Below are 15,612 nucleotides of genomic sequence, written 5' to 3'. Positions count from 1 at the left end.
ATACCATGTGGGACGTTTTGTTGTGTATTATTTTCGGCCATTTTTAGAGGGGGAAGTTATGCGAGTTCTACTGTTTGTGATGGTTTTTGTTCTGTTTGGATGTAACGATGATGTCCCTTATCCTATCGATCAAGCTCCAATTTCGGCTCAAAGTGGCCTAATTCCTGTTCAAGGAGGGCAATCAACGATCATTGATTTAAGCCCCTGGGTTCGACATGGCGGTAACGTTAGCTTAGTCGAAGTGCTCTCTGTAAAGCAATTAGGCTCAGGCTCTTGCTCTGAGCCTTCCCTCTCTAATGACGGATTAATATTTACTTCCGATATTCAAGGACCTGTAATGTGCGAGTACATCTATGAAGTAGAAGCTCTCGCTGCTCCAGGCCAAACACCAAGTCGTGATAAGGCCAATGTTCTGGTTTTAACCTCTCAAGGTGGGGGACATGCACAACTCCCCCCCATACCATTAGCATTAGCGCTAGGCGATGGTGATGAGGTGGTTCATATTCCGGGCGCACTTAAAGAAAATTACCCCGAAGGGTATTCACTACATGAAGATACAACAGTACTCGGTAGTGGTATAGCGATAGCTGACAGTGAAACCGCAACTATCACATACAGTGTCGGCCATGAAGGTCTGACTCGCGTAGTGTATCTGCTTGAAAGCCCTGACGGTGGTGATGTAAAATTGGGGACTTTAGACATAGTGGTATCCGACACACTGAACCACGTCCCTGTGGCTGAAAACTTTATCTTTAGTGATAGTGTGGAGACTAATGTCGAGGTCACCATTGATGTCGCTGACTATGTAAGCGATCCAGACAATGGCGAGATACAACTCATAGGCGTAGATAGTATTACGGCAACAGTCACCTCTGCAGATCCACAGAATACTAACAACACTTAATTTACTTTCACCGCTCCAACACCAGGCCCCCACTATGTTAGCTATTTCGTGCACGACCACCGTGGTGGCTACGCCACCGCCATTGCGGAGGTCTTTGTTTCTGCCCCAGACCGCGAGCCGTTATGGGGCGATATAAGGCAAGAGGGGTATACGTTTAGTGCCCCGATGAGCCTACAAGAGGCTATTAACGCTGGCGTGGAGTATCAGAACATATTGATAGATCACGGCTATACTCCCTCTATTCTTATGGCTGGATTTACTGATAACGGGGGAGCAGCTTATTGCAATAGTTGGGCAAGAGTTCCTACCGTCTATGAAATGGAAATACTGATTGAAGCAGATCCGTCAAACGTCTATAACTGGCCAACAAGCTCTCAGTACTTGGTCAATGACAACGGTGAATATGTTGTAATGCCCATTACGGGGGGAGATGAAACGTCATATAAAGTGCCTGTATATTTAACTTGCGTAAGTGGAGTTAGCAGTGTTGATATTAATATACATTTAGAAGACGACTCACCTGTGCCAGCAGACGGTATCCAAAGCGCCAGTGTAGTAGTTGAATTACGTGATCTGGAAGGCAAGCCCTTGAGCGACGTAATTATTCACATTGACTTAGATGGAGTGGCTGAGGCGCCGTCATCAGTGGTAACCGATAATGATGGTTACGCAATATTTGGAGTTTCCTCAACCTTAGCAAATACTGTTAGTATTCGTGCTTCAGTAACTGATTTTCTTCCTGTCCCCCCCTCAGTATCTGTCGAACTTGAATTTATTGGAGATTTAAGCACTGCCTATTTAACCTCATTTTGGGTACGAAAAAAGTTTTCTGTACCAGATGGAAAGGATTATATAGACGTTTTGGCTCAGGCTGAAGATACTCATGGGAATTTGGTTGAGGGAGCAGAAGTGGAGTTAAGTTTCGAAAAACTTTTCGACTTCACTCCAGAGTTCCCCTCTCCGTTGCCGAGCAAAATGGAACCGACAAGTAGGGCTGGTCAGTCGGTCCTCCGTCTTTCATCAACAGTTCCAGGACGTTATTTGATTGAAGGCCACCTTGGTGGCGTAACCTTCAGGGAACGTGAGATAACGTTTGGGTGGGAATGTGATGCGCAACAAGGGTTCCCCTGTGCTTGGGAGCAAATGATTATTACGCATGAGGAGGAAGACGAAGAACACGGGCGTGTAAAAGTTGGTGCATTACCAGTCTTTTCGGTATCTGAAATGTTATTTTTAGATTACGAGTTTAATGTGGAGGACAGTTATTTAGAAGAATCAGGAAAAAATGTTGTCCGCCTAAATTTACAAGACACAAAAGACTTTTGCCACTTTTTAGGCGAAACTGGTTACGCAGGGAGTATATCAGGCAGGGTGGCATCATACTCCTATGTAGAGGAGGGCTTGCACGCTGAGTTCAAAGATGAAATGGATTTTAATCAATGGTCTGTGGGCTTTTGGTACTGGGCGCCAGAATTTCCTTGGCTGCTCCCACCGCCAAAAGAGGATTATGTTTTTCATCTATCAACAGGCAATAGCCAAATAGAACCTTCAGACGGTGTTATGTATCCGCTCTGTGAGTTATTATTCGAAGAGGGGTCCCCTATGTTCGATTTTTACAAAGATGATAAGTGAATAATCGAAAACATCACAAAGATTTGACGATTCACACCTGAAGTTTAAATTAAACTTAGGAGTTGGTTTCGCCAGTCCTAAAAATTGTATAAGTATTCGAGCTGTATTCTTTTCGAACAGTATTTACTATTTATAGCTCACAGCAAGTGTGGGCTATATACCATGTTTTAACCATAATGAATGTATATACGTATGCTGTCGATTAGCGTTAATTCGCACGTGTTCTTTGGCGCTGTTGCTAAAACTTGATTAAACTTTTCTATCTCTATCCGCTCGTTAAATTACAGTGGTCAGGCCGTTTCGTAGGGAAGCAAAGGGAACATTGTCATTACAACGTCCATGTGGTTGAAATAATAGCAAGTGTCAGTGTGCTAAACGAAATGGTTAGGCTAGGTATGTCTGATCGTCAAGTAACTAAAACAAAAGCTTAGAACAACTGCACATTGAACTTGGAGTTGATATACAAGGTTATTTAGACCCATGGACGATATTTGTCAGCTCCTTACTTAATAGGAGGCAGACGTTTTTAATACGAGAGTTTCATTTACTCTATAGACAATTGAACACAGTCGGCGTATTTAAGTGCAAAATATCGGATATACACGAGCAAATGTTGCAGAGTGGTTAACCTTAAGGTCGTTACATGAGTTATATAGCTTTTTGGCGCACCATCCGAACCAAGCACGTTGTTCATTTAAGTTCACGACATTTCACGTTTAGTTAGAGATACAAGGTATATAATCTCCCTCGTAGAACTGTTTCTGTCGAAAGATGTGTTGTTGCTCTTCCACAAGGAGCATTGGTCTTTACCGCAGATAGCTCAAGCCTTATTAATTAATTGCTACTAAAACTAGTTTGCGCTGGTACTTAACAATTTGGCTTATCTATGTCGAGTGAGGCAAACTGAGGGCATTTTCTGACCAAAAATGCGGTGTATTTAAGGGTGAAACACTTTAGTTAATACAGAACCTATAGCTGCGTTGAGACTCGCTGAATTTAGTTGTAGAACGATCGCTAAGGAGCTAAGTATTTGTATCTTCAGCGCAATGCGCGCTTTAAAGGCCCGGTTTTTGAAAATAACAGCGACACTCTTGGAAACGTGTAGAAACAAGATTTAACAAAGTTCGTAGATAGGTTGTTTTGCTTAGTCATGGAATGTAGGTGTTTATAGTTATATATGTGATCAATGTTCAAGTCGAATGGCGATACATCGAATGTATAATAATACTTTTTACTCATTGAATTCCTGAGTTTTATATTGGAGGCGATGTAAAAATTCGTCTCTCAAAAAAATACTAAGGTTGAAAATGAAAACTCAAGTCTTGCTGTATTCTACTCTTATTGCTTTTACTTCAATGCCTACTTTTGCAGGAGAAACCAAGTTAGATGTGCGTTTTGGTTATAACACTACATCTGATATCCGAGATAGCCGCGTCAAATTTATGCACACTTTTAATACTGGGTTTTACTTTAGCGCTGAGGCTGCTCAGATACATAATGATGGTTATTTTGCTGGTAATGATTCAAATGATGAAGACAAAAACGGTCTAAAGGCTGCAGCCCAAGAGTTTGAGGCTACTTACAAATTTGAAATCAATGAACAGTGGTATTGGGCTCCAGGTCTGGTGACGGTTACTGCTCCAAACTGGACGGAATATCGCCCTTACTTTAAGTTAGGGGCAAGTTTTGAGAATGGTGTGTTTTTAACAGGTCGCTACCGTTACAACTGGTCGAACGATGCAAATGGCAAAGAATACTTAGATGGTAGCGGTACGACTCGTGGTGCTTCTAATCAGTTTGATATCTGGCTATCGAAAAGCTTTGGTGATATAGGCTTAATGTATAACCCTCGTTACCGTTATCAAGAGGGTGTCGACCAAGGTACAGGTCGTGACGATTATTGGGAGCACACTGTTATGGTTAACTACAAGATTGATGAAACTTGGACGCCATACATAGAACTCGTTTCTGTCGATGAAACGAATGTGGATTCTAGTGGTAATCGAGAGAATGACTATGCAGTACGTTTAGGGTTTGTGATGAACTTATAAGCTTGTTGATTCTAGTTATAATTCTTATGCGTAATATCGTGTCAAAATAAAAAAGCAGCTGGAAACGCTGCTCTTTTTGTAATTTGATGGCTGTAAAAAAATCGCAGGGATTAAAAGGAGAGTAATTCTTTACCTAGTTGGTCAATAATTTGTAGTGAGTGAATTTGAGACTCTCTACCATACAAAGATATGCCGTCTACTTGCTCTTCTAACGCGACGTTTAAGTGACAAATTTGATCAAGTGTCGAGCCTCTGTGACTGACCCCTAGTACCTTGAGCCCTTTACGTTTTGAGTTTTGTGCCATTTCTATAACTGCGTTGGTTTCACCCGATTTACTAATCAATAGCAGAGTACCTTGTTCGGCACGGATAAGTTGGTGAACGTCTGTTATTACTAAGTGAGGAATATTAGCCAGTGATAAGAATCGAGACAGGTAGTTCGTGCTCACAATGGACGCGCCACGAGAATACAAATACACCACAGGGGAAAGTATTAATGTTCTGGCAACCTCGATTATTTGGTGTTGGTTAATGTGACAGCCTGGTGTCGATACATTTTTGCGGAGCTCATTCGATAATTTGTATCGTAATTCAGTATAACTTGTATAGCCCATCTTTTTGCAAACGCGGTTTACCGATGTAGTTGTTGTTAATGCTTTATTTGCAATGGTCTTAGCGGAAATATCATGCAGTTCACTTGCATGCCCAATCAAGTATTCATAAATAGCTCGCTCTATACCTTGAAATGTATTCATTGTTCTCAGCTATTAATCAAAGACTATCAATATTAGGCGTGAAAATGGGGGGAATTACCATGACCTCAATCACGGATGTACCGTGATACGTCAGTTGTACGATGAAACAGTGTCAGCATAAATTTACGCTTCATATAATTAAGACTACTTGATAATAACAAAGAGCTAAACCATGAGTAATAAAACGTTGGTTGCTGTGACCGCTTGTCCCACCGGGATTGCGCATACCTTTATGGCAGCTGAAAAAATTCAACGTTGGGCTGAAAAGCAAGGTTATGAAGTTAAGGTCGAAACGCAAGGTAGTGATGGTGTTAAGAATAAACTAACTGCGTATGATATCGCAACTGCAGACGGAGTCGTATTAGCTGTCGACGTACCAATTATGGACATGGAGCGCTTTGATGACGCAAATCCCCTGATTGTCCGTACCCAAGAGCTGATTAAACGAGTCGACGATTTACTCCCGACGGTTTTTCTACGTGGTAAAGAAAAGCCAGACAACTCTGTTGAAGTTAATAATGAAAAGTGTTCGGTTTACCAAATCGTAATAGGTCACATCATGACAGGTATTAGTTATATGCTGCCTGTAGTTGTACTTGGTGGCTTATTGATGGCTGTGGCGAAAATTACTGGAGAGTTTGTTGATATCTCTGGGACGCCAATTGAAACGCTCGATAAGCTTGGTTTTATGACGATAAAGTTCATGTATCCGATCTTCGCGGGATACCTTGCTTATTCTATCGCGGGAAAACCTGCGCTCATTCCAGCTTTTATCGGCGGTTTGATGACCGACGAACCGTATAAGAGATTTTTTGATTTAGAAGGGTGGGCACCATCTGGATTCTTTGGAGCTATTGCGATCGGTTTTCTTGTGGGTTACTTGGTTCGCTACCTAAACGAAGCGATTCGAGTAAGAACTGATCTTACAACACTCAAAACGATGTTGTTTGTACCAGCTGTAACGGGGGTAGTGATGGTGCTAACCATGGAATACGTAGTTAACCCTTTTTTTGGTGCTCTAAACCTTGCGATGATCACTTTATTTACCGAGGCTGGCGATGCCGGGAGAGGTATCTACTCGATGGTAATTGCGGCGGGTACTGCTTTTGACTTAGGTGGTCCAATTAATAAAGCTGCCGGTTCGGTTGCGCTGGGCCTTAATGGAGTGGGCGAAGGCTTCGATCTTATCGCTCGTGAACTAGCTATTGTTATACCGCCAATAGGTGTGGGCTTGGCGGCTATGCTAGATGGTAAATTTCGCAAGCGTGTATTCTCTGCAGAAGAGCAAACCGTGGGGAAAACCTCTTTAATGCTTGGTATGATTGGTATTTCAGAAGGCGCTATTCCGTTTATTCTAAAGAACCCTAAGATGATCCCAATTATGATTCTTGGTTCAATCATTGGTACTCAACTTGCGGTTGTCCTAAACGTTTTCCAAAGTTTGCCATTACCTGCTGTATGGGGGTGGTTCCTTTCATCAGATCCAATTAGCTACACCTTATCTGTGTTTGTTGGGTCAGGACTTATCGCAGTTGCATTATTGCTATGTACTAATCCTCACCCTACTAATACCTCACTAGGTTAACTCTTTAACAAAAATTTAAGACAAGTCGAGACAAATTAATGGCTAAAATTCATGTAGTTCCACATACGCACTGGGATCGTGAGTGGTATTTTACCCAACAAGATAGTGATGTTTTAGCTACGTATAACTTCACAAAAGTTATCGATACGCTGGAAACTCAGTCAGGGTATAGTTGCTATCACTTAGATGGACAGTCATCTATTGTTGAGGACTACCTCAAAGTCCTACCGCATATGCGCGAACGTCTGGCAGCATTGGTTTCTGATAAGAAGCTGTTTATTGGTCCTTGGTACACCCAAACAGATACTTACAATGTTGCGGGTGAATCGATCATCCGAAATCTTAAATATGGTGTGCACATCGCCGAAGGCTTAGGTCATAGCATGAGGGTAGGCTACTTGCCGGACACTTTTGGTCACAATGCTCAAATGCCGACTCTATTTAAAGGCATGGGGATCGACAATATCATCTTTTGGCGAGGGATTGATTACGACCAACAGGTAGAGCGTTCTAACTTTAAATGGTGTTCTGCTGGTGGCGACGAGATTTACGCTTATAACCTTGTTTATGGCTATGGCGCCGCAAAAAACATGGTGGCAACAGAGGAACATTTGGACAAAAAAATCTTCCCAATGGTTGAGAAGATAAAGGCTCTTTCTGGCTTAGATGAAGTGCTTATTCCATCGGGAGGCGATCAAGTAAATATTGATCCAGAGCTTCCAAACACACTCCAGACCGCGACGCAGCGTTCCCCAGATCAAGACGTGTACGCCATATCATCGATGGAGGCGTTTGTGGATGTATTGCGAGACAACAGTGATAGCTTTGAAACTTATTACGGTGAGTTAAAAGCTCCACGCTATGCGCGAATTCATAAAACAATCGGTTCAGTGCGATATGACATCAAAAAACTCAACTTTGATGTGGAGCAGTTCTTAATAAAGAAGCTTGAAGTGGTTACTGCGATAGCAAAAGCGCAAGGCATTATTGTGTATACCGAACTTATCGATATTGCTTGGAAGAAGCTCCTTGAGTGTCAAGCACACGACAGTATTGGTGGTTGTAACAGTGATGCCACCAATGTCGATATTATGCACCGGCTAAAACAAGCTCAAGAAATTTGCCATGGATTGTATAACTTGGTGATTAAAGAAATCGCGAGCAGCTGTCATGACGGCGAGTTGATACTTTTTAACGGACAGCTTCAAGCATATACAGGTCTAGTAAAAGCCGTTGTTTTTAGCTCAGATGTAAACATAGCAATTTCAGATGCTAATGGACATTGTTCTATCGAAGTGATCAAGCGTGAGATGTTAGATGGCGGAAAAGTCATTGAAGTTACTAAAGACGGAGAGAAAGAGGTCGCGATTTCGCCGTACTATCGATTCGAGTTGAACATTTTAGTGAATGATTTACCTGCAATGGGTTATCAGATATATGAGGTTCAGCCAAGCGATGTGAACAATGTTCAAATGGAAGTACGTAGACAAACTGCGATTGAAAACGAATCACTTATGTTGAAGTGCGATGGCGGTCAGCTTCAATTAATCGATAAAGAAACTGGTCGTAATATTCCTCAGCTTCTTACGTTCGAAGAACAAGCGGATGATGGCGATTCATATGACTTCTCGCCGTTACAAGGTGACACCCCATTATTTAACGAATCCATCGAGCTTGTTGAAACACAGGTCGGCGAAACAGAGCAGGTGATGACGGTGCGTGCGACACTCGATATTCCTGTCGATCTTAGCGCACGTATAGCAACTCAGAACGATCATCAGGCGGTATTTGAGGTAAATCTAACGCTTAGCAAGGGTCGTGAGCAACTAGTAGTGAACATCAAAACGATCAACCAAGCGAAAGACCACCGAGTTCGTGTATTGGTTAACTCTGACGTGCAATCCAACACCTCTATCAGTACTCAACCATTTGCATTGATGGAGCGACCAATAAAGCCGTCAATTGAAGGGTGGGAACATAAATTCCGTGAATGTCCAATTGACATCGAAATCACGGAAGGTGCAGTGGCGTTAGCTGAGCAAAATAAAGCATTAGTGATTAACGGTAGTGGGCTTAAAGAATTCCAAATTATCAAAGGAGAGGGCTCAGATAAAATAGCATTAACTCTATTTAAGTCGACAGGAGTGCTGGGTAAAGATGATTTAGGTTGGCGACCGGGACGAGCTTCCGGCATTAACGACACTGTGGTTCATACTTCGGATGCACAGCTGCAAAAGTCTATGCAATTTAGCTTTGCTTTGGCCTTAACGGAAGATGCTAAACACGACTCGATTCGTATGCTAGAGAGAGAATATCTTGACGCGCCTTTTAGTTACCAAAAGCAAGCACTAAATAGTTTTGAAAACCGATTAGAGCGTTTCCAAGTCCGATTCGATTTTCGCGAGCGTTTGGCGTCATTCAGCCTATTTTCACTAGAGCAACCGCTTGAGCTATCGAGCATTGGGCACTCGTTCTATAAGACAGACGCAGTGGTCGTTCGATTATTTAACCCAACGCTTTCAGCTATCGAACTGGATCTAACGGCGTTCAAACAGTTTGAACAAGTCGAGCTGGTTGATTACCGAGAACAGCTGAAAGCGTACCCAGAGTCTTCTATTAGTACTAAGAAAAATTGTCTCGCAGTGGTTAAGCCAAATAACAGCATTGATTTACGTATAACGTTTGCCGTTGTTCAATAAGGACCGAGACATGATTGAACAAACAATCTTCAATAAAGTTGCTGACATTTATGGCGAAGCGGATGCTGATTCGATTACGCAAGAAATCTTAGTGTTGATTGAAAAATGGAAACCAAGTGCGCCAAAGTATTCAAAGTGGGTTGATGAAACCACGTCATACCTGATTACTTATGGTGACAGCTTCTCTCGGGGCGGTGAAAAAACCTTAAGTATCATGAAGTCGTTTGCTGATAAGTACTTAAAAGACTCCATCAGCAATATTCATATTTTGCCAATGTTCCCATATACATCTGATGACGGATTCAGCGTGGTTGATTACCGAAAAATCGATGAAAGGTTAGGTGATTGGGAGCACCTTAACGCTTTGTCCGAAAACTTTGATTTGATGTACGACTGCGTTATCAATCATATATCGAAAAGCAGTGATTGGTTTCAAGCGTATTTAGCTGGTGATGAGCAATATCAAGATTACTTTGTTGAGTCTGACCCAAGCCTAGACTACTCGTGTGTTACGCGCCCCCGCGCATTACCGCTCTTGACATCGTTTAGTAAGGCTTCGGGTGAGACTACCCATGTATGGACAACTTTCTCGGATGATCAAATTGATATCAATTTCCGAAACCCTAATGTGTTGTTAGAAATTATCGATGTTCTGCTGATGTATGCCGCCAACGGTGGCCGCTCAATTCGTTTGGATGCGATTGGCTTTATTTGGAAAGAACTTAATAGCTCTTGTATCCATCTTCCTGAAGCACATCAAACTATCCAACTGTGGAGAATCATTTTTGACGAAGTGATCCCTGGGACACTGCTAATAACCGAAACGAACGTACCGCACAAAGAAAATATTTCGTATTTTGGTCAGGGAAATGAAGCACACATGGTGTATCAGTTCCCGCTGCCACCTTTAACTCTGCATGCCTTTATGAGTCAAAACAGTTCAATACTAACTGAATGGGCGAAAGGCTTAACCGACGAAGCCATGACGTCGTTAAAGCAAGGTAGAAAGACGACTTACTTTAACTTCCTTGCTAGTCACGATGGAGTGGGGGTTCGTCCAACTGAAGGTATTCTGAGTAACGAAGACCGCCTTTTGATGTGTGAGCAGGTCGAACGAAAAGGCGGACGTGTAAATTACAAGAACAATGGTAACGGCACGCAATCGCCTTACGAATTAAATATCAATTACTTAAGTGCTTTAACTGATGCAGAAGACAGCGAAGATTTTAAAGCGAAGAAGTTCTTAGCCGCACAATCTATTTTACTTTCGTTTATCGGTGTACCAGCGATTTATTATCATAGCTTATTGGGCAGTGAAAACGATATTCAAGGCTTGTTGGAGTCGGGCTGTAATCGCAGAATTAACCGAAAGAAGTTCGACTTAGATGAATTGGAAGCCGAGCTTGCTGAAGCTGGATCTCTGCGGCAGCTAGTATATGGTCAGATGACTGAATTGGTCAAATTGCGTAAGACTCAAACAGCATTTTCGCCACTTTCTAGCCAAAAGATCTTAGAACTTAGCGATAAGGTATTTGCACTACAGCGAGGAGATGGTGCGGAGTCGATTAGATTTGTAGTGAACTTAAGTGAATCTTTACAAAAGGTGAGCCTAGAGGAAGGGGGATATGATCTGATTAGTTGTGAGGCTCTAGAGAGTGTCTTTATATTAAAACCGTATCAATTTGTTTGGCTGAAACAACAAACTTGTTCTGCTCAAGTGCAAAGTCATATCACTAAAGTGCAATAAGGAATCACACATGAAATTATCTAACTTAACGTCTGAAAGCTTAATCACGTTAGATGCAGTGTTCGACGACCGATTTGCAGCAATTTGTGCACTGACAGATAAAATTGACCAAGCAGGAAAATTAACCTATAAGCAGCAGTTCCTAGATGCCGTATTGCTACGTGAGGAAGAGGGGCCGACAGCTTTAGGTGAATATCTAGCGGTACCGCATGGTAAATCACCAGCGGTTATTGAGCCTGTGTTTGCCTGTGCTTTTTTGAAAGACGAACTGATGTGGCAAGGCATCGACGGTGATGAGCCTGTCAATATGATCTTCTTGATAGCGATCCCGCCTGCGGAAGCAGGCTCCACGCATATGGAAGTATTGACGACACTAACCTCGTCACTTGTTGATGATGATTTCCGAGATGAGCTATTAGCAGCCAACTCGACTCAACAAATTATGAAATTGTTTGGTGCGGAGGACGATAGCTCTCAAGATGAAAATACTCAGCAAGTCGAGACCGATGAAGGTAGCCATTCGGAAAGCGAAGCGACTTCAGATGCGAAACAGAAGCAAGAAGAGTCACAAATGGCAAAAGACATTAGCCAAATTGCTTATCCAATAGTTCTTGGAGTCGGCCTACTGATTTCAGCGTTTTTGTTCTTACTACTTTAGAGAGGGTATCTTTTATCAAAATAGTGATTGCACCTGATTCATTTAAAGAGTCACTGACAGCCAAGCAGGTTTGTGATTGCATTGAACTAGGCTTCGCTCAGGTTTTTCCTAACGCCGAATACGTACATTTTCCTCTCGCCGATGGGGGCGAGGGGACAGTTGACGTGCTGATGCAAGGGTTAACCGGTGAAATGCGAATCTCGTCCGTTACTGGTCCTTTAGAGACTAGTGTCGATTCGAAGGTTAGTGCACAGTGGGCGCTGGTCGACAACGGGAACACCGCTCTGATTGAAGTGGCGGCTGCATCTGGCTTGGATTTGCTCGATGTTTGCGAACGTGATCCTGCGGTAACGACCACTTATGGCACCGGTGAGATTATCCGAGAAGCACTAGATATGGGGGTAAGTAAAATTATGTTGGGCCTAGGCGGCAGTGCAACCAACGATGGCGGAGCAGGTATTGTACAAGCTCTGGGCGGACGATTTTTGGACCGAGACGGTAACGAACTATTAAAAGGCGGAGCTGCGCTTGCTTCCCTTGAACATATCGAATTGTCTGATATTCACCCTCGTTGCAAACAAGTCGAGTTCATTGTTGCATGCGATGTTGACAATCCACTGGTTGGAGCGAATGGAGCAAGCGCAGTTTTTGGCCCGCAGAAAGGTGCATCTAAAGGCTTGGTTGAAAAACTAGATGGTTGTTTAAGTCATTTTGCTAAGGTGGTGAGTTCAATTACCTTTGTCGAACGCAGTGAAAGCTCAGGAGTGGGCGCAGCAGGGGGAACACCTTTAGGGTTATCGTTGATATTTGATGTTCAAATAAAGCCGGGTATTGAGATGATTTTAGATGCGTTAGACGCAGATAAGGTTATTGAGCAAGCGGATTTGGTGATCACTGGTGAAGGCCAAATGGACAATCAAACTCTGCAAGGTAAAACGCCATTTGGCATTGCAAAACGTGCCAAAGCCAGTTCGATACCAGTTATTGGTATTGCAGGCTCTTTAGGGGCTGAAGTTGAAGAGTTGTACAACACGATTGATAGCACGTTTGCCACTGTTCGCTCTCCACAAAGCCTTGAAAAAGTGCTGAACGAAGCCAATAGCAACGTGATTCGTACCGCTAGAAATATCGCCGCGACGCTAAAGTTGGGTGCCACCTTTAATACCAAGTAGCTGACTGCTTCGGTGATCACCGCGTTTGGTTACTTGTCAGTAATGCAAAGAAATATTATGTCGTTATTCAAATTAAATAATGTTATCCAACACTACCCGTGGGGTAGCAAGCAGTCTATTTCCGAACTGTTTGGCATTAAAAACCCTAATGGGCAACCTCAAGCCGAAATTTGGATGGGGGCGCATCCTAGAGGTTGCTCAAGAGTGGCTGAAACAGGACAGTTGCTTTCGGACGTATTGAGCCAAAACAGCAAAGGAATGTTTGGTGAGTACACACAATCAAGGTTTGGTGAGCTGCCGTATCTGTTTAAAGTGCTAGCAGCAGAAATACCACTATCGATACAGGTTCACCCTAGCAAGAAAAAGGCTCAACTTGGCTTCGCGCGAGAAAACCAATTAGGTATTAGCCTTGATGCGTCTAATCGTAACTACAAGGACCCAAACCATAAGCCAGAGCTTATTTATGCTTTGACTTTTTACAAAGCAATGAATGGTTTCCGTCCAACATCACAGATCGTGGCGCTGTTTAGAGAAGCTGAAATTAGCGTGCTCTACACTGAAATTCTAGCGTTGGAAAACACCCCTAGCAGCGAAGGTTTGAAAGCGTTTTTTATTGCAGTGATGACACTAAATGGTGAACGTAAACAGTTGGCCCTTGGGCAGTTGTATTCTGCTTATGAGCGTCGACCGAAGACCGCTTTGGGGCGAGAAGCATTACAGTACAGCAAAGGCTTTAAACAGCACTATGCTGATGATATTGGTTTGTTTTCACCACTGATGTTAAATACAGTCGAGCTCGCTCCGGGAGAAGCTATGTTTTTGCATGCCGAAACGCCGCATGCTTATATTGAGGGAACCGGATTAGAAATTATGGCAAATTCGGATAACGTTTTACGCGGTGGGCTGACTCACAAATTTATTGATGTTCCTGAATTGATTGATAATACTCGTTTTGAAACTACGGAAATTGAAAGTATTAAACTCAAACCCATAGTGAAAGAAGATAAGCTGAGTTTCCCGATCCCAGTGGACGACTTCGGCTTTGATATCTTGTTTGTGGATGAAGTGAGCAACCAGCAATACTTACGTAGTGCTGAAATCTTGTTTTGTGTTGATGGAGAGGTCTCTATCTCTACCACTGAGAGTCAATTAGTGCTGCGAACTGGTGAGTCGGTATTCATCAGCAATGATGCTGGTAAGTATCTATATAAGGGCAAAGGTGTGCTTGCAAGAGCTTATAATTAACAGTGTTGTTTAGAGGCTAGATACTCCATTTCCTAATTGATATCCTTCAGTATTATTTTTTATGGCTGACCATTTGAGTTTTTTCCAATAGCAGATGTTATCTAGTTACCAGCTACATCGTTTTGATATATCGATTGTCACCTCGGCGATGCATTACTGTGTACAGTGTCAGATCTTAGATGGGGGGGATTAAGTTATTGTTTTGCCTGAGCTGTGAACATGAGCCTACGAGTCTGAGACGTGATCTTATTATGTATTGTCCTTCCTGAAAAGAGACACATCGCCATTCTAATTCATATTAGTGTTGACTTGCCTCTATATTGACACTGTTCTATTGCGTTTCTAAGTTGTAACCCATTACCCGGAAGATAAGTTCATTTAGCCCCTGTAATAGCAACCCTATTTACTCGCTCCGTACTGAAGTGAGCTTTATGATAAAGCCAAGTTGCACTGGGGTAGATGTGTCGGCGTTGACGTATTCTCAGGTTTTGTATAAGAAAAATGAGAGCCCTGGATAGGGGCGAAAAACACTACGACAAGTAATTAGAGCGTTGTTTACGCTATGGCTATCGTACGCATAATGAGATTTACTACACCTATGATAGCCAAGAGTTCGTCAATTGATTTTAGCTCGAAAAATACCACAACAATTTCGTAACAATAAAACAAGTTCATCTACTCAAGTTCATCTACTCAAGTAGGTGCAATAACATCTTTATTATCCAATAACAATGAGGATTAGGTTAAGTGACGTAAGCTTAAATTAAGAAATTGACTCAAATTGATTCGTTTTTCAAGTTCAGCTTGCTCTTCATCAAACTGCTTTTGCAGGGCTAGGACCTTTGCTTGCAAAGCTGGCTGCTTGGCAATTTTTAGTTCACCCAACGCGTCACACAGTTGATGGCTTGTTGCGATGAGAGGGGGTAAAGCTAGTAGCAGTGGCGCTGTACATACTTGATTATCGTTTATATCTAAACTTTGGCGTGTTTCTATAGTTTGTTTTATTGACATTAATTGCCATATGATTTCTCTAGCCTTCATTAAGTTTTGTGTTAGTGTGATTTTGTAGGCTCGGCTTTGGGATGTTTCTTTTTGGAGTGAGGTTAATTGCTCAGCTAAGCATTGAGATAGGCACTCTATGTGCTCGATATAGTTGTGTTCTTC

At 42.5% G+C, this 15,612-nt stretch carries 11 protein-coding genes; 9 read left to right on the top strand and 2 right to left on the bottom strand.

The genetic code is table 11. The features are described 5' to 3' along the window. The first annotated feature begins 58 nt into the window (after window positions 1-58). The 3 genes from LQZ07_RS14290 (at window position 59) to LQZ07_RS14280 (ending at window position 4,587) form a co-directional block, all read left to right on the top strand. On the top strand, window positions 59-904 hold the full coding sequence (locus tag LQZ07_RS14290) for a hypothetical protein (protein WP_152784611.1): 846 nt from the start codon (window positions 59-61) through the stop codon (window positions 902-904). A 165-nt stretch (window positions 905-1,069) separates the two neighbouring features. After that, window positions 1,070-2,536, top strand: a complete 1,467-nt coding sequence (locus LQZ07_RS14285) for an Ig-like domain-containing protein (RefSeq protein WP_152784613.1) — start codon at window positions 1,070-1,072, stop codon at window positions 2,534-2,536. Between the two features lie 1,307 nt (window positions 2,537-3,843). Next, window positions 3,844-4,587 carry an oligogalacturonate-specific porin KdgM family protein gene (locus LQZ07_RS14280; RefSeq protein WP_152784615.1) on the top strand — a complete coding sequence of 248 codons (744 nt, stop codon included), beginning with the start codon at window positions 3,844-3,846 and terminating at the stop codon, window positions 4,585-4,587. A gap of 110 nt (window positions 4,588-4,697) precedes the next feature. On the opposite strand, the gene LQZ07_RS14275 is transcribed toward LQZ07_RS14280, so the two are convergent. Beyond that, on the bottom strand, window positions 4,698-5,342 hold the full coding sequence (locus tag LQZ07_RS14275) for a MurR/RpiR family transcriptional regulator (protein ID WP_152784617.1): 645 nt from the start codon (window positions 5,340-5,342) through the stop codon (window positions 4,698-4,700). A 172-nt stretch (window positions 5,343-5,514) separates the two neighbouring features. Between LQZ07_RS14275 and LQZ07_RS14270 the strand changes: the two genes are divergently transcribed. The 6 genes from LQZ07_RS14270 to manA are packed head-to-tail and all read left to right on the top strand — an operon-like array spanning window position 5,515 to window position 14,448. Then, a complete protein-coding gene (locus tag LQZ07_RS14270; protein WP_152784619.1) occupies window positions 5,515-6,927 on the top strand; it encodes a PTS fructose transporter subunit IIC in 1,413 nt (470 codons plus the stop codon). Window positions 6,928-6,965: 38 nt separating this feature from the next. Continuing rightward, entirely contained in the window at window positions 6,966-9,626 is a 2,661-nt protein-coding gene (locus LQZ07_RS14265; RefSeq protein ID WP_152784621.1) for a glycoside hydrolase family 38 C-terminal domain-containing protein, read from the top strand. Between the two features lie 10 nt (window positions 9,627-9,636). Next, the gene (locus LQZ07_RS14260; protein WP_152784623.1) at window positions 9,637-11,373 is read left to right on the top strand and encodes a sugar phosphorylase; all 1,737 of its coding nucleotides are present in this window, start codon (window positions 9,637-9,639) and stop codon (window positions 11,371-11,373) included. A gap of 10 nt (window positions 11,374-11,383) precedes the next feature. Continuing rightward, window positions 11,384-12,031: a fructose PTS transporter subunit IIA gene (locus tag LQZ07_RS14255; protein WP_152784625.1), complete on the top strand. Its 648-nt coding sequence runs from the start codon at window positions 11,384-11,386 to the stop codon at window positions 12,029-12,031. A gap of 23 nt (window positions 12,032-12,054) precedes the next feature. Further along, a complete protein-coding gene (locus LQZ07_RS14250) occupies window positions 12,055-13,203 on the top strand; it encodes a glycerate kinase (RefSeq protein WP_249483162.1) in 1,149 nt (382 codons plus the stop codon). Between the two features lie 57 nt (window positions 13,204-13,260). Beyond that, window positions 13,261-14,448, top strand: coding sequence for a mannose-6-phosphate isomerase, class I (manA, locus tag LQZ07_RS14245; protein WP_152784627.1), 1,188 nt, complete (start codon window positions 13,261-13,263; stop codon window positions 14,446-14,448). Between the two features lie 738 nt (window positions 14,449-15,186). On the opposite strand, the gene LQZ07_RS14240 is transcribed toward manA, so the two are convergent. Then, window positions 15,187-15,459, bottom strand: a complete 273-nt coding sequence (locus LQZ07_RS14240) for a hypothetical protein (RefSeq protein ID WP_152784629.1) — start codon at window positions 15,457-15,459, stop codon at window positions 15,187-15,189. Window positions 15,460-15,612: the final 153 nt, after the last annotated feature.

The sequence above is a fragment of the Agarivorans sp. B2Z047 genome (assembly GCF_023373605.1).
Taxonomy (GTDB): Bacteria; Pseudomonadota; Gammaproteobacteria; order Enterobacterales; family Celerinatantimonadaceae; genus Agarivorans; species Agarivorans albus.
The sequence above is the reverse complement of the archived record's forward strand: the minus strand, read 5'-3'. Positions and strand labels throughout refer to the sequence as shown.

What these genes read in the sequence shown, in the direction of transcription:
- manA (WP_152784627.1), top strand. Translation starts at nt 13,261, where the DNA reads ATGTCGTTATTCAAATTAAATAATGTTATCCAACACTACCCGTGGGGT.
- LQZ07_RS14280 (WP_152784615.1), top strand. Translation starts at nt 3,844, where the DNA reads ATGAAAACTCAAGTCTTGCTGTATTCTACTCTTATTGCTTTTACTTCA.
- LQZ07_RS14255 (WP_152784625.1), top strand. Translation starts at nt 11,384, where the DNA reads ATGAAATTATCTAACTTAACGTCTGAAAGCTTAATCACGTTAGATGCA.
- LQZ07_RS14260 (WP_152784623.1), top strand. Translation starts at nt 9,637, where the DNA reads ATGATTGAACAAACAATCTTCAATAAAGTTGCTGACATTTATGGCGAA.
- LQZ07_RS14275 (WP_152784617.1), bottom strand. Translation starts at nt 5,342, where the DNA reads ATGAATACATTTCAAGGTATAGAGCGAGCTATTTATGAATACTTGATT.
- LQZ07_RS14285 (WP_152784613.1), top strand. Translation starts at nt 1,070, where the DNA reads ATGAGCCTACAAGAGGCTATTAACGCTGGCGTGGAGTATCAGAACATA.
- LQZ07_RS14265 (WP_152784621.1), top strand. Translation starts at nt 6,966, where the DNA reads ATGGCTAAAATTCATGTAGTTCCACATACGCACTGGGATCGTGAGTGG.
- LQZ07_RS14240 (WP_152784629.1), bottom strand. Translation starts at nt 15,459, where the DNA reads ATGTCAATAAAACAAACTATAGAAACACGCCAAAGTTTAGATATAAAC.
- LQZ07_RS14290 (WP_152784611.1), top strand. Translation starts at nt 59, where the DNA reads ATGCGAGTTCTACTGTTTGTGATGGTTTTTGTTCTGTTTGGATGTAAC.
- LQZ07_RS14270 (WP_152784619.1), top strand. Translation starts at nt 5,515, where the DNA reads ATGAGTAATAAAACGTTGGTTGCTGTGACCGCTTGTCCCACCGGGATT.